General features: G+C 61.9%; 17 protein-coding genes. 11 read left to right on the top strand and 6 right to left on the bottom strand.

From position 1 onward, the window contains the following. The 4 genes from B7L72_RS03205 to B7L72_RS03190 form a co-directional block, all read right to left on the bottom strand. Positions 1–977 (bottom strand): bile acid:sodium symporter (locus B7L72_RS03205; RefSeq protein WP_081192505.1); only part of this gene is annotated, 977 nt, incomplete at its 3' end. Further along, positions 974–1,366: a fluoride efflux transporter CrcB gene (gene crcB, locus B7L72_RS03200; protein WP_081192503.1), complete on the bottom strand. Its 393-nt coding sequence runs from the start codon at positions 1,364–1,366 to the stop codon at positions 974–976. The genes B7L72_RS03205 and crcB, both read right to left, overlap by 4 nt. After that, positions 1,363–1,746 carry a fluoride efflux transporter FluC gene (locus B7L72_RS03195; protein WP_081192501.1) on the bottom strand — a complete coding sequence of 128 codons (384 nt, stop codon included), beginning with the start codon at positions 1,744–1,746 and terminating at the stop codon, positions 1,363–1,365. Before B7L72_RS03195 ends, crcB begins: the two co-directional genes overlap by 4 nt. A 131-nt stretch (positions 1,747–1,877) precedes the next feature. Then, a complete protein-coding gene (locus B7L72_RS03190; protein WP_081192499.1) occupies positions 1,878–3,572 on the bottom strand; it encodes a 2-isopropylmalate synthase in 1,695 nt (564 codons plus the stop codon). A 219-nt stretch (positions 3,573–3,791) separates the two neighbouring features. Between B7L72_RS03190 and B7L72_RS03185 the strand changes: the two genes are divergently transcribed. Continuing rightward, complete coding sequence (locus B7L72_RS03185; RefSeq protein WP_081192497.1) at positions 3,792–4,268, top strand: Lrp/AsnC family transcriptional regulator; 477 nt, start codon at positions 3,792–3,794, stop codon at positions 4,266–4,268. Positions 4,269–4,367: 99 nt separating this feature from the next. Beyond that, the gene (locus B7L72_RS03180) at positions 4,368–4,727 is read left to right on the top strand and encodes a RidA family protein (protein ID WP_081192495.1); all 360 of its coding nucleotides are present in this window, start codon (positions 4,368–4,370) and stop codon (positions 4,725–4,727) included. Between the two features lie 8 nt (positions 4,728–4,735). Here B7L72_RS03180 and B7L72_RS03175 read toward each other — a convergent pair whose 3' ends face one another. After that, the gene (locus B7L72_RS03175; RefSeq protein WP_081192493.1) at positions 4,736–5,599 is read right to left on the bottom strand and encodes a MurR/RpiR family transcriptional regulator; all 864 of its coding nucleotides are present in this window, start codon (positions 5,597–5,599) and stop codon (positions 4,736–4,738) included. Positions 5,600–5,786: 187 nt separating this feature from the next. After that, on the bottom strand, positions 5,787–7,142 hold the full coding sequence (locus B7L72_RS03170) for an aldehyde dehydrogenase family protein (RefSeq protein WP_081192491.1): 1,356 nt from the start codon (positions 7,140–7,142) through the stop codon (positions 5,787–5,789). A 144-nt stretch (positions 7,143–7,286) separates the two neighbouring features. Between B7L72_RS03170 and B7L72_RS03165 the strand changes: the two genes are divergently transcribed. From B7L72_RS03165 to B7L72_RS03125, 9 genes are all read left to right on the top strand, one after another. Continuing rightward, the gene (locus tag B7L72_RS03165; RefSeq protein ID WP_081192489.1) at positions 7,287–8,459 is read left to right on the top strand and encodes a GNAT family N-acetyltransferase; all 1,173 of its coding nucleotides are present in this window, start codon (positions 7,287–7,289) and stop codon (positions 8,457–8,459) included. 44 nt (positions 8,460–8,503) lie between these two features. Then, complete coding sequence (gene ftsB / locus B7L72_RS03160) at positions 8,504–8,869, top strand: cell division protein FtsB (protein ID WP_016916293.1); 366 nt, start codon at positions 8,504–8,506, stop codon at positions 8,867–8,869. Beyond that, positions 8,866–9,591, top strand: a complete 726-nt coding sequence (ispD, locus tag B7L72_RS03155; RefSeq protein WP_081192487.1) for a 2-C-methyl-D-erythritol 4-phosphate cytidylyltransferase — start codon at positions 8,866–8,868, stop codon at positions 9,589–9,591. Before ftsB ends, ispD begins: the two co-directional genes overlap by 4 nt. Next, entirely contained in the window at positions 9,591–10,079 is a 489-nt protein-coding gene (gene ispF / locus B7L72_RS03150) for a 2-C-methyl-D-erythritol 2,4-cyclodiphosphate synthase (protein ID WP_016916295.1), read from the top strand. Before ispD ends, ispF begins: the two co-directional genes overlap by 1 nt. Beyond that, on the top strand, positions 10,072–11,112 hold the full coding sequence (truD, locus tag B7L72_RS03145; RefSeq protein ID WP_081192485.1) for a tRNA pseudouridine(13) synthase TruD: 1,041 nt from the start codon (positions 10,072–10,074) through the stop codon (positions 11,110–11,112). Before ispF ends, truD begins: the two co-directional genes overlap by 8 nt. A gap of 21 nt (positions 11,113–11,133) precedes the next feature. Beyond that, positions 11,134–11,880 (top strand): 5'/3'-nucleotidase SurE, encoded by a 747-nt coding sequence (gene surE, locus B7L72_RS03140; RefSeq protein ID WP_081192483.1) that lies wholly within the window; start codon positions 11,134–11,136, stop codon positions 11,878–11,880. Next, positions 11,867–12,544 (top strand): protein-L-isoaspartate(D-aspartate) O-methyltransferase, encoded by a 678-nt coding sequence (locus B7L72_RS03135; RefSeq protein WP_081136139.1) that lies wholly within the window; start codon positions 11,867–11,869, stop codon positions 12,542–12,544. Before surE ends, B7L72_RS03135 begins: the two co-directional genes overlap by 14 nt. A gap of 38 nt (positions 12,545–12,582) precedes the next feature. Further along, a complete protein-coding gene (locus B7L72_RS03130; protein WP_446718543.1) occupies positions 12,583–13,494 on the top strand; it encodes a DUF368 domain-containing protein in 912 nt (303 codons plus the stop codon). Between the two features lie 56 nt (positions 13,495–13,550). Then, positions 13,551–14,023, top strand: a 473-nt coding sequence (locus B7L72_RS03125) for a LysM peptidoglycan-binding domain-containing protein (RefSeq protein ID WP_139788435.1), incomplete at its 3' end; no start/stop codon positions are given.

Below are 14,023 nucleotides of genomic sequence, written 5' to 3'. Positions count from 1 at the left end.
TCGAGACTGGCGTTTTTCGTTAATGGCTCAGGCAGTAGCTTGCCTGGCACCCAGCGAAGGTAGCCCACCATGCCGAACAGCTCGACGAGGGATTGAAAGACGATCACGACCACGGCAGCTTGCCAGCCGTTGGGCAGAGTGAGGGCGATTGGCAGCATCACAAAGGAGTTGCGTGTGCCAAAGCTGAAGGCCAGGGTGCGTGCGCTGCGGGTCGGGAGTGAGAAAAGTCGTCCTAACGCTCGGCCCAAGAGCCCCGCCAGCAGGAGATAGCCGCTAAACAGAAGCCCTAATGGCAGCAACCAGTGGGCCAGCGCCACCACGCTGGCCACTTGCGACGCCGCGATGATGAACACGACGACCGCCAGCAGTGGTACTGGGCAGTATCCCATGGCTTGCGTGATGCGTTGAGCCTTTGCCGAGTGCTCTGCCAGACGCTCCGTCAGCCAGGCAAGCAACAGAGGGGTGGCGATCAGCCCCACAAAGGCGCTGATCAGTGCTGTGGATAGAGCGATGTTCAGCCACTCTATGCCCAATAGCCACCATAAATAGACGGGGAGGGCGATCATTTGTATCAGGAGCAGTAGCGGCGTGGCGGCAATGGCGCGGCCCGTATCGCCTTTGCCCAGATGAGTAAAGGTGATGAACCAGTCGGTGCAAGGCACCAACAGCACTAGCAGTACGCCAGCCAATAGAGCGGGCGGCAGGGGCAGCCATAAAGCTGCCAAGCCTACGGCGGCAGGAATTACGATGAAGTTGCCCACCAGCAGTGCTGCAATGAAACGTTTGTCCTGAAGGCCTTGGCGAATAGCGAGCAGGGGAATTTGGGTAAAGGTGGTGTAGAGCAGCGCACCCAGTAACGGCCAAAGCAATGGCTCCAGCACGGCCATGCGTTCGGGAGCCCATAGTCCTGCGCTTATGCCCAAGCCAATGCCAAACAGATACAGCCAGCACTGCTGTCGTTCCAGGATATCTTTCATTCGGCAGCAGGCGATGAGGCAAGTGCCCAGCGCTCTCCGGCCCAGGCGGCCAGCAGCCATAGCGGGACGCTGACCAGCACGTAGAGCGGTGCCAACCACCACTGGGGCTGTTGGGCGAGGTAGAGCGTTTCCAGGCTGAACAGTGAAAAGGTGGTGAAGCCGCCACAAAAGCCTGCCACCAGCAGAGGTTGGTGGCGTGCCAGCGCGCGGTGAGGAAAGCGCGAGGCGGTGGCTGCCAGCCAGCCGATCAGCAGCGAGCCCACGATATTGACCAGTAGCGTGCCCCAAGGGAAGTAGCTGCCAAGCGCTGCCATTGAGGCCAGTGACACCCCATAACGCAGCAGGCTGCCCACGGCGCTGCCGAGCCCAACGGCCAGATAGGCGTTCATGACAACCCCCCGCCCAGCCACCAGCCCAGGGTAGCCATCAAAAGCCCCAGGCCTAGCGTGCTGGCAACATTGAGTGCCGCCCGAGCGGCTTGCCCCGACTGGTAAAGCTCCAGGGTTTGCAGGCTGAAGGAGGAGACGGTGGTATAGCCGCCCAGCAGGCCGATGATGGCGAATATCCAGATGGGGTCGTGATGCTGCAAGCCATAACGTGCCAGCAGCCAGCCCGCCACGAGCGCGCCGCTGGCATTGACCATGAGCGTGCCCCAGGGGAAGGCTTTGCCTAGCCGTTTCGCGGCGGCATTGGACACGGCAAAGCGGCCCATGCCGCCAAGCGCGCCTCCCAAGGCAATCAGAAAGAGACTGGCCATGCCAGCGTCCATGGTGGCCTCGTGTGGAAAGCAGAATCAAGGCCAGAAAGTGTAGCATGTTCGGCAAGGCCCTGAGGGCGGGCCTTGCTCACTTTCATGCCTCAATCTTCATATCTCAGCCGTCATGTCTCAACTGGCGAAGATCAAGCGGTGGCCATGGAGGAGTGCTCGACGGGGGCCTCGCTGGATGCCGCCATGTTGGCCATGTTGATGCCTGACAGCACGGCCTTGAGCGAGGCACTCACGGTGTCGCTATCTTCTGCCACGGCACATACCCGTTGGCCGTCGATATTCAGCTGCACGAAGGCAATGGCATTGGCCTCGCTGCTGCCCCCCAGTGAGTGCTCGCTGTAGTCCAGAATGGCCACGTGGCTGCCGGTATGCTGTTTCCAGGCGTCGGTGAACGATGACATGGCCCCGTTACCCGTGCCGGAAAGGCGCAGCGTTTCAGTACCGTGCCGCAGGGTGATGTCGATGCCTTCCTGGTGGCCTTTGGAGAGCCGGTAATCCGCCAGGGAGAGCGGGGCATCCAGGGCAAACTGATCGAACATCACCTGGCGGACCATGGCGCTGGAGAGTTCGCTGTTGCGCCGCTCGCTCTCTTTCTGCACGTGGGGGGCCAGTGCCAGCATCATCCAGCGGGGCAGGTGAATGCCGTAGTCCCGCTCCAGCAAAAAGGCCATGCCGCCTTTGCCTGACTGGCTGTTGACCCGGATCACTGCCTGGTAGTCGCGGCCGATGTCATGGGGGTCGATGGGCAGATAGGCCACTTGCCACGGTTCATCGGGCTTCTGATGCTTGAGCGATTTACGAATGGCATCCTGGTGGCTGCCGGAAAACGCGGTGTAGACCATCTCGCCCACCCAGGGGTGGCGGGGGTGAATGGCAATGCCGGTGCACTCATGCACGACCTGGATGATCTCGTCGGGGTTGGAGAGATCCAGCGCCGGGTCGATGCCTTGGCTGTAAAGGTTCATGGCCAGCGTCACGATGTCCATGTTGCCGGTACGCTCGCCGTTGCCCAGCAGCGTGCCCTCGACGCGATCGGCACCGGCCAGCAGGGCCAGCTCGGCAGAGGCCACTGCGCCTCCCCGGTCGTTATGGGTGTGTACCGAAATGATCACGCTATCCCGACGGCTGATATGCTGGCAGAAGTACTCGATCTGGTCGGCGTGATGGTGCGGGCCTGCCACTTCTACGGTGGTGGGCAAGTTGAGAATGCACGGGTTGTCCGGCGTGGGCTGCCACACATCCATGACCGCTTCGCAGATGGCCAGTGAAAAATCGATCTCCGTGCTGGAGAAGCTTTCAGGGGAGTACTGGAAGCGCCAATCGACGTCGGGGTACTGCGCGGCATGAGTCTTGACCCAGGTGGCGCCCTGAACGGCGATGTCGGTAATACCCTCGCGATCCATCTCGAAGACCCGTTCGCGCTGAATGGTCGACGTGGAGTTGTACAGGTGGATGATGGCGCGCTTGACGCCCACCAGCGAGGCAAAGGTTTTCTCGATCAAATGCTCTCGGCACTGCACCAGCACGGCAATGGTGACGTCATCGGGAATCTGATCCTCTTCGATCAGCCAGCGCACGAAGTCGTAATCCGGCTGGCTGGCGGAGGGAAAGCCGACCATCACTTCCTTGATACCGACCTTGATGATCTGGTGCCAAAAGCGCTGCTTCTGCTCGACGGTCATCGGCTCCAGTAGCGCCTGGTTGCCATCGCGTAGGTCTTCGCTCACCCAGATGGGGGCGTGGGTCAGTTCCCGGTCGGGCCACTGGCGATTGAACGCGGGTACCCGCGGGGCAGGGCGATACTTGCGATGATCGAAGGCAGACATGGTGAGTTTCCTGAAAGCATGAGGTTGTTTGAGGCGGCCGCTTGTGGCGTGAGCCGCGTGCCAGGCCTCCGGGTAAGAGGCCCTGGGAGCAGCTGCTTTTGGCAGCCATGCTAGTGTAACCATAACGCCGCGAAAGGTTATTGCGAAAATAGGTCAGTAGGCAAAAAAAGTGGCAGAATATGGCGGTTTTATGTATTTCATTAGTAGAGGCTGTCGAGTATGTCGGTAACTCCCCTGACGCTGGATCGTTATGATCGTCGTATCCTGGCTATTCTCCAGCAGGAAGGGCGCATCAGTAACCAGGAGCTGGCCGAACGCATAGGCCTTTCGCCATCCCCCTGCCTGCGCCGGGTTCGAGCGCTGGAAACCCATGGGCTGATTACCCAGTATCGGGCCGTGGTAGACGCTCGGCCGCTGGGCTATCAACTGATGGCGCTGCTGCATATTTCCATGGATCAACACACCCCCGAGCGCTTCGATAACTTCGAGCGCCACGTGCGTGATATCCCCAACGTGGTGGAGTGCTTGATCATCACGGGTCAAGCCGCCGACTTTCAGCTCAAGATTCTGGTCAAGGACATGGATGACTACCAGCATCTGCTGCTGCATGTCATCAATCGGATCGAAGGGGTCACGGGGGCGCATACCAGCTTTGTGTTGCGCCGCGTCTTCGAGCACCGCCCGGTACCTACCTGAAACGGGCAGTTCGATATGACCGGTCAGTTCGATATGGCATAGGCAGCGGCTTGCTGGCGGTTTACACTGCTTTTTTTAATCGATACAGGAGATTGAGCCATGAGTATTCAGCGTCATGATATAAAAACCCGCATGAGCCGTGCCGTGATCCATGGCGGCGTGGCGTATCTGTGCGGCCAGGTGGCGGGCCCCGAGGCGCGCCATGGCGATATCAAGGAGCAGACCGAGAGCATGCTGGCGCGGGTGGATGCGCTGTTGAAGGAGATCGGCTCCAGCCGCGAGCAGTTGCTCAACGCGACGATCTACCTCAAGGAGGGCAGCGATTTTGCGGCCATGAACGAGGTTTGGGATGCCTGGGTACCGGAAGGCCATGCACCGGCACGCACCTGCGTGTGTGCACCGATGCCTGCCGATGAGTTGAAAGTCGAGATTACCGTGACCACGGCGGTGGATGCGTAGTCGCCGCGTTACTTGGCTGGTTTTTCGGCTGGAAAACGGGTATCGCGCAGGCTGTCCTTGATCTTCTTCAGGTGCGGCAAGAAGTCTTCGCCGCGCCTGAGGGTGACCCCCGTGGCCAGCGCATCGATCAAGGTGAGCTGAATCATGCGCGAGGTCATGGGCATGTAGTGGTCGGTATCTTCGGGGGTGGCGACTTCCAGGGTCGCGGTGCACTCCCGTGAGAGCGGAGAGTCGGGGGCGGTAATCCCCAGCACCACGGCGCCTGCTTCGCGGGCTACCTTGGCAATATCGACCAGTTCCCGCGTGCGGCCCGTGTAGGAAATGATCACCACCACATCGCCCGTATGGCAGGCGGCAGCCACCATGCGTTGCATCAGCACATCCACATATGCCATGACCGGCAAGTTGAAGCGGAAGAACTTGTGTTGCGCATCCTGGGCCACGGCACCGGAGGCACCCAGGCCAAAAAAGTGAATCTGCTTGGCCTGGGTCAGGTAATCCACCATGCGTTCGACCGCGGCCATGTCCACCTCGCGCTGAGCTTCGTCCAGCGCGGCAATGGTGGCTCCAAAAATCTTGTGCGTGTACTGAGTGGCCGTATCGCCGGGCTCGACGGCACGGGTCACGTAAGGCGTTCCGCCGGCCAGGCTCTGCGCCAGCTTGATCTTGAAATCGGGATAGCCCTTGGCGCCGAAGTTGCGGCAAAAACGGTTCACGGTAGGTTCGCTGACGCTGGCCGCCTGAGCGAGGCTGGCAATGCTCAGGCTGGTGGCGGCTGCCGGATCCTCGAGAATCACGTTTGCCACCTTGCGCTCCGAGCGGTTCAACTCTTCCAAGCGTTCTCTGAGGCGGTCTAGCAGATCATGCGCCATTGACTGACTCCGTGGCAGGCATTGAGGGTAAACGAGGCGTCCACTGGGTGTACCAGTGATAGAGCTCATCGGCAGGTAGTGGACGAGCATAGTAATACCCTTGCGCCGCTTCGCAACCTATCCCTGAGTGTGTGAGCGTATCCAATCAAAGTATATTAGATAAATATCGGGCGTTGGCCTGTAATCTTTAACCGAGCCTGAGCAATTTCAGCAGCCAGCGGCGATAAGGAGGTCGCAGCCAGCGGCTGTTGGCGCGTTTGGCTTGATAAAACACTCCCCGCATATGGCTGAAACGCTCGAAGCCGTGGCGGCCATGATAAGCCCCCATGCCGCTTTCACCTACCCCCCCGAAGGGAAGCGAAGGCACGGCGTGGTGCAGCAATGTTTCGTTGAACACCAGCGCGCCCGAGCGAGTGCCCTCAAGCAGCCGCTGCTGCAGCGCCTTGTCATGGGTAAAGGCATACAGCACCAGCGGCGCTGGGCGAGCGTTGATGAAGCGCAGCGCGTCCTCCTGATGCTGTACGCTGATGATCGGCAAGGCACGGCCAAAGATCTCCTCTTGCATGAGAGCAAGCCCCTGATGGGGGTCGATCACCAGCGCCGGAGCATGCGAGCCGTGATCGATCACGCGGCAACCTTGATCACGCGCTTGCTCGATCAGGCGCTCACTGCGTGTGGCGAAGTGTTCACTGACATGGCCGGTGGCTTCCCTGGCATTGGGGCGCTGCTGGCGTATGGCCTGCTCCAGTGCCTTGATCAGCGCTTCCAGGCGGCTGGCTTCCACAAGAACATAATCGGGAGCCAGGCAGGTTTGGCCGTTGTTGAATCCTTTGCCGAACACGATGGCTTCGGCGGCGCTCCCCATCTCCGCATCGCTGGCAACCAGCGCAGGCGACTTGCCGCCCAGCTCCAGCGTCACCGGGGTCAAGTTGGTCGCAGCGGCGGCTGCGACCAGACGGCCCACGCGGCTCGAGCCGGTAAAGACCAGGTGGTCGAACGGCAGTGCGCTGAAGGCGGCGGCAACGTCCTCGCCTCCCTCGATCACCACGAACTCGTCATCGGTAAAGTATTGCGGCACCAGCTGGGCCAGCAGCGCGCTGGTATGCGGCGCCTGCTCGCTGGGCTTGAGGAGCACGGTATTACCCGCGGCCAGCGCGTCCACGATGGGCATTAGCGCCAGGCACCAGGGGTAGTTCCAGGCAGACATGACGCCCACCACCCCCAGCGGCTGGGGCGAGATGCGCGCGCGCGCTGGCCACAGCCGCCAAGGCATGGTGGCGACTTGCGGGCGCATCCAGTGCCACAAATGCAAGCGGGCGTGGCGAATGGCATGCAGCACCGAGCTGATCTCGGCCAGGCGAATTTCCACTTCACTGCGCTGACCAAAATCCGCCTGAATCGCTTGGATGATCGCCCGTTGATGGCGCCGTGTCATGAGTGCCAAGCGTGCCAGCCGCTCGCGCCGAATGGCGAGGGTCGGGTAGGGCGCGGTGGCGGCGGTTTCCCGCTGCGCGGTCAATAGGGACGTGAGATCACGCTTCATGGCCACTCCTTGGAATCGTTCGACATTGACCATACTGGCAGGTTGTTGCAGGTGGAACCATCGCCGCCAGACATTGACAATTGTTCACATCGTTAATGGTAAAGTAAGCCATCCACGGCGTCTGCCCGTGCCCTGGGAGTTGTCATGCCTTCTCTGTCGTTGACCATTCTACCTGCCATCGAGGCCGTTTCGGCAAGCCAGTGGGATGCATTGGCTGCGCCGGGTCAGCCGTTCATGCGTCATGCGTTTCTCCAGGCGCTGGAGCAAAGTGGCTCGGTCAGTGCTGCCACGGGGTGGCAGCCAAGTCATCTGTGCGTCTGGCAAGGGCAGCAGCTCGTCGGGGCGCTGCCGCTGTATCGCAAATACCACTCCTACGGTGAGTACGTGTTCGACTGGGGCTGGGCCGACGCGCTGGAACGGGCGGGAGGGCAGTATTACCCCAAGGCGCTGAGTGCGGTGCCGTTTACCCCCGTGCCTGGGCCACGCACTCTGATCGCCGTGGAGGCACCTGCTGCTGAGGTATACGCCTGTCTGGCCCAGGGCATCGAGCAGCTGTGTGAAGCCCGGGAGCTCTCCAGCTGGCATCTGCTGTTTGCCCATGAGCAGGAGGTGGGTGCCTGGCAACGCCAGTGGCCGCAACTTATCACTCGTGAAGGCGTACAGTTTCAGTGGCGTGACCAGGGGTTTGGGGATTTCGAAGGCTTTCTGGCCTCGCTGGCCTCCAAGCGCCGCAAGACGATCAAACGTGAGCGCCGATTGGTGGCCGAGCAGGGGATTACCCTGACGCGTTTGGTGGGCAGTGAGATCAGTGACGCAGACATGGCACACTTCTACCGCTGCTACACCATTACCTACCATGAGCGTGGTCGCCCACCGTATTTGAATCGCGCCTTTTTCGAGCGCCTGCGTCATACCATGAGCGAGTCGCTGGTGCTGATCCAGGCCCAGTTGGAAGACCGCCCGGTGGCAGCGGCGCTCTGTTTTCAGGATGCCACGACCCTCTATGGCCGTTACTGGGGAAGCGAAGTGGTCGCCGACTGCCTGCACTTCGAAGCTTGCTACTATCAAGGTATCGAGTACTGCCTGGAAGCCGGGTTGACGCTGTTCGACCCCGGCACGCAGGGAGAGCACAAACTGGTGCGCGGCTTTGCCCCGCAGCGCGTGCGTTCGCTGCACTACATCGTTCACCCCGGGTTGGCTGCCGGAGTAGGGCAGTTTTGCCAGCAGGAAGCCGAGCATGTTCAGGCGTATCGGCAGGCGGCCAGCCAGTCTTTACCCTATAAGTCGCCTCTGGCGTCGCAGGACCCTGCGGCTTGATGGCATAATGCGCGCCGCTCTGGCTTTTATACAGGAACACTCTCATGCACAGATGGCTCTTGGTGATACTGCTGGCAGTGCTTGGCCTGATGCAGTACCAGTTGTGGCTGGGCAACGGCGGCTGGCGCGACCTTCAGCGGGTCGAAGAGCGTGTGGCTGAACAGGAAGCGGCCAATCAGCCCCTGCGCGAGCGTAACGCCCGACTGGCGGCCGAGGTCACGGATTTGAAAACCGGGCTGGCCGCCATCGAAGAGCGTGCACGCAGCGATATGGGCATGGTGCGTTCCGACGAGCAATTTTTCTGGGTGCCTGGTGTCGCCATCGAAAACGAGCTGCTGGGGATTCATGCGGGGTTGATCGCCCAGCCGGGAGTCATTCCACCGCGTGAGCGCGAAGGCGGTGAGCCATGAGTGAAACGCTCTGGCTGGTGGTGCCCGCCGCAGGGCAGGGCAAGCGCATGGGGGCTGATCGGCCCAAGCAGTATTTGTCGCTTGATGGGCAGCCGATCCTGGCCCATACCCTGGCCAGGCTAGCCCAGGCTTTTCCCGAGGCCCATCTGGTACTCTGCCTGGATCGCGACGACGGCTGGTTCGACCCGCATAGCGTACCGTTCAAGCGCTGGCAGCGGGTCGATGGCGGCCAGGAGCGCATGCATAGTGTGCTCAACGCACTGCGTGCCATTCCCGCTCGTGCGGATGACATCGTCATGGTGCATGACGTGGCGCGCCCCTGTATCACCCAGCAGGATTTGCTGGCGCTGCATGCGGCCATCCAGAGCCACTCGGCCGGTGCGCTGTTGGCCATGCCGGTGGCCGACACCATGAAGCGTGACCGAGGTGATCAGTGCAGCCTGCGCACCGAACCCCGCGACGGGCTGTGGCATGCGCTGACTCCGCAAGGCTTTCGTTACGCGCTGCTGCTGCGCGCCCTGGAGCAGGCTGTAGAGCACGGTACGCTGGTCACCGACGAAGCCTCTGCCGTCGAAGCATTGGGAGAAGCCCCGCGGCTGGTCAGCGGTCGTCGCGACAACCTGAAAGTGACCCACCCCGGCGATCTGGCGCTGGCGGGTGCCATCTTACACACTCAACAAGCCGCCGCGTCGATGGCGGATAACGGCAACAGGAGCGCCTAATGCGAATTGGCCATGGATTTGACGTGCATCGCTTTGGTCCCGGCGACCATCTCATGATTGGAGGCGTCGTGCTGCCCTTCGAGCAGGGGTTCGTGGCGCACTCCGATGGTGATGTGCTGCTGCATGCCATCAGCGATGCGCTGCTGGGTGCCTGCGCGCTGGGCGATATCGGCCATCATTTCCCGGATACCGACCCCGCCTGGAAAGGCGCCGACAGCCGTGGCCTGCTGCGTCACGTCATGTCGCTGGTGCGCCATGCCGGCTACGAGGTGGGCAATCTCGATGCCACTTTGATGGCACAGGCCCCTAAAATGGCGCCTCATATCCAGGCCATGCGAACCGTCATTGCCCAGGATCTGGAAATCGCCCTGGGCCAGGTGAACGTCAAAGCCACCACTACCGAACGGTTGGGCTTTACCGGGCGGGGTGAAGGTATCGCTGCCGAGGCCGTGGTGCTGCTGACCCCGCGAGCGTCAGCAGATGCTTGAACTTCCTGATTGGCAGCGCAGCCTGACGGCCGATTTCGGCCTGCCCGCCCCAGGCCACTACCGCACCGCGCCGGAAGATTTTCGGGTCGACGAGCAGCTCGACTTCATCCCCGAAGGGCAGGGTGAGCATCTCTGGCTGCGGGTGGAGAAGCGCAACCTGACCACGCTGGAGGTGGTCAGACAGCTCAGCCGACTATGCAGCGTGGGGCAGCGCGACATCGGCTACTCAGGAATGAAAGACCGGGTCGCCGTCACGCGGCAGTGGCTCAGCGTACATCTGCCGGGGCGCCAAGCGCCTGAAGGGCTGGCAGGTGCCCTGGCCGAGCTGGGCATTCAGGTGCTGGAGCAGGCGCGCCACCCGCGCAAGCTGAAGCGCGGCGTGCATCGCACCAACCATTTTCAACTGCGGCTCAGTGGCGACGCCGTGCAGCGGGAAGACTTTACCGCGCGTTGGGAAGCACTGTGCCGTCACGGCGTCCCCAACTATTTTGGCCATCAGCGCTTTGGCGCGGGTGCCCGCAACTTGCAGCGAGCCCAGGCGGTGCTGGCCAAGGGCTGGCGCAAACGCGATGACCGTCAGGGCATGATGCTCTCCACCGCCCGCAGCTTTCTGTTCAACGAACTGCTCAGCGTGCGCTTGCAGGACGGCAGTTGGTGCTGCCCGCTGGCAGGCGACACGCTGATGCTGGAAGGCACCCAGAGCGTGTTTGCCGTCGATTCAGTGGATGAGGCGCTGATCGAGCGGGCCGCCGCGATGGATCTTCACCCCACCGGGGTGTTGTGGGGTGTTGGTGAATTGGCGCAGGGGGCGGCGGCGAAGTATGAAACTCTGCTTCGACAGCGGCATCCAGCGCTGTGTGAAGGGCTTGAAAAAAGTGGCGTCAAGCGTGCTCAACGGGCACTGAGGGCCTGCCTGGTGGCGCCCAGCATCACCCATGAAGACGGCGCTGTGCTACTCTCATTTGCCCTGCCGCGAGGTAGTTTTGCCACGGCGGTGATCGGCGAGTTGATCCACCACCCCGATACCGCCTGATGTACGTGTAAGGAGACCGACATGCGGCGACTGCTGCTTTCCAATGACGATGGCGTTCACGCCCCCGGCCTGAAGGCGCTGCATGATGCGCTCACGGCCCATGCGCACCTGCGCGTGGTTGCCCCTGACCGCGATCGTAGCGGGGCCAGCAATTCGCTGACCCTGTCTCGGCCGCTGTCGCTGACCGCACTGGACAGCGGTTTCTATAGCGTCGATGGCACCCCGGCCGACTGCGTCTATCTGGGCGTGAACGGCCTGTGGGACGAACGGCCAGAGCTGGTCATCTCCGGCATCAATCATGGCAGCAACCTGGGCGATGACGTGCTCTACTCCGGGACGGTAGCCGCCGCCATGGAGGGCCGTAACCTGGGCATGACGGCCATCGCCATGTCGCTGTGCGGCACCCAGCACTTCGCTACGGCCGCGCACGTAGCGGCCAGCCTGGTGGGGGCCTCTGATCGACTGTCGCTGCCGCCGCGTACGCTGCTCAACGTCAATGTGCCCGATTTGCCTTGGGAAGCCATCAAAGGCGTCAAGGTCACTCGGCTAGGGTATCGCGGCCCCGCTGAAAAGCCCGTGCCGGTGCAAGACCCCCGTGGCCGCACGCGCTACTGGATTGCCCCGGTGGCGGCCAACGCCGATGATGGTGAAGATACCGATTTTGCGGCGGTCGAGGCGGGCTATGTCTCGATTACCCCGCTGCAAACTGACCTGACGCGCCACCCGGCGCGCCGTGATGTACAGGACTGGTTGGATGCCTTTGCCTGATCTATCTCCCGGCGAGTTGAGAGGGCGTGGTATGACCTCTCAGCGCACCCGAGATCGCATGATCGAACGGCTGCAGCAGCAGGGCGTACAGGATACGCGGGTGCTGGAGGTCATGGCCCGTGAGCCACGCCACCTGTTCGTGGACGAAGCACTGGCGCACCGCGCCTATGAAGACACCGCGCTGCCGATTGGTTTTGGACAGACCCTGTCGCAACCCCTGACCGTAGCGCGCATGACCGAGCTGGTCTTGAAGGCGTCGCCCCGGCGTGTGCTGGAGGTCGGAACGGGTTCCGGCTACCAAACGCTGATTCTGTCGCGCCTGGTCGACACTCTCTACTCCGTCGAGCGCATCCACGCGCTGCACGCGCGTGCGGCAGAGCGACTGTGGCGGCTGGATGCCCCGGCGACGCTGGCCGTGGCCGATGGGGGCGAAGGGTGGCCGGAAGCCGCCCCTTTCGATGTGATTTTGCTCACTGCCTGTGCGCAAACGCTACCCCAGGCATTGCTTGAGCAGTTGACGCCAGAAGGCGTATTGATTGCGCCGCTGGAAGAGTCCGACGGCAGCCAGTGGCTGACCCAGGTCAAGCGCATTGGCTGTGCATTTGAAAAGCGCCGGCTCGAACCCGTGCGTTTTGTTCCCCTGTTGCAAGGAGTCGTGGATTGAAGCGTCGAACGATAGGACTGTTTTTCAAAGGCGCTGGCATGGGAGCCGCCGATGCCGTTCCCGGGGTGTCCGGTGGCACCATTGCGTTCATTACCGGTATCTATGAAGAACTGATCAACACCATCAAGCAGTTTGGCCCCAGCGCTTTGGGGGCTTGGCGGCGCGGCGGGCTGCGCGGGCTTTATGTCCACCTCAACCTGGCCTTCCTGATGCCTCTGCTGGCCGGTGTCGCCATCAGCCTGTTCAGCGTCGCGCACTTGGCGCTTTGGCTCATGGAGGCCCATCCACTGCTGCTGCAGGGCTTCTTTTTCGGGCTGGTGGCGGCTTCGGGGCTGGTCGTCGGGCAGGCGGGCGAGCGCTGGAAATTAGCCTATCTGCTGCCGCTCACCCTGGGGTTGCTGCTGGCTCAACTGCTGCCGGGCATGATGCCGCTGGTGTTGATGATCGGTAATGAAGCCATGGTCGTGGTGGTCGCAGGCGCCATCGCCATCAGTGCCATGCTGCTGCCGGGCGTGTCGGGGAGTTTTCTATTGCTCACCATGGGCCTCTACGGCACCATCATGGGCGCGATTCGCAGCTTCGACCTGGGGATCATCATCCTGTTCGGCATGGGTTGCCTGCTGGGTCTTGCCCTGTCCTCACGGCTACTGTCATGGCTATTGAAGCGCTATCATGGGGCAACTCTGCAGCTGCTACTAGGGTTTATCGTCGGTTCGTTGCCGGTTCTCTGGCCCTGGCGTGAGCTGTTACGCTACCAGCTGGGCTCGGAGGGGCAAATGATTCCGCTGGCCTATCGCTATCTGTTACCCAGTGACTACGCCGTGCTGACCGGCGAGTCCGCGCAGGTCGCTGGTGTCGTATCGTTGATGGTCTTTGGAGCACTGCTGGTCGTACTATTGAATCGTCGCGCAGTGACGCACTCCTCACGCTCAATGACCCCGAGCCATTGAGCGGGAGTCGAATCATCGAGTGTGAGCGCACGGCATTGAAAAGGAGTAGGGATTGCATGCGTAAGGTTTTTATCGTGTCGGTGTTGGCGCTGGCGATCAGCGGCTGTGCCAACCAACAGCAGGGTACGCCACAGGTACGCGATTTGAGTGAAGCACGTCGCGTGGTTGAAAATACCCCTCAATACACCGTCAAGGCAGGCGATACCCTGTATGGCATTGCCTGGCAGCACAACCTGGATTATCGCCAGTTGGCGGCCCTGAACAACATCAGCCCTCCTTATCAAATTCACCCGGGACAAACCATCGCCCTGCGGGAAGGCGCGGGTGCCAGCACGGCCCCCAGTCAGGCACCTGCCACGGCGTCGCGGGGTGTGGTGGCCACTGGGTTACAGCCTCAGGCCACGGCCGTTGCCAGTAACGAGCAGGAACTGGACTGGCTGTTGCCCGATGAGAGCGCCATCGAGCGTAACCAGCGCCTGACGGCGGAGCCTCGCGCCGTGGAAGCTGCGCAGCAGGTGGCTGCCAATAC

Origin of the sequence: Halomonas sp. BC1, assembly GCF_002078135.1 — a bacterium.
Classification (GTDB): domain Bacteria; phylum Pseudomonadota; class Gammaproteobacteria; order Pseudomonadales; family Halomonadaceae; genus Vreelandella; species Vreelandella stevensii.
This window is presented reverse-complemented; position numbering and strand designations above follow the sequence as displayed.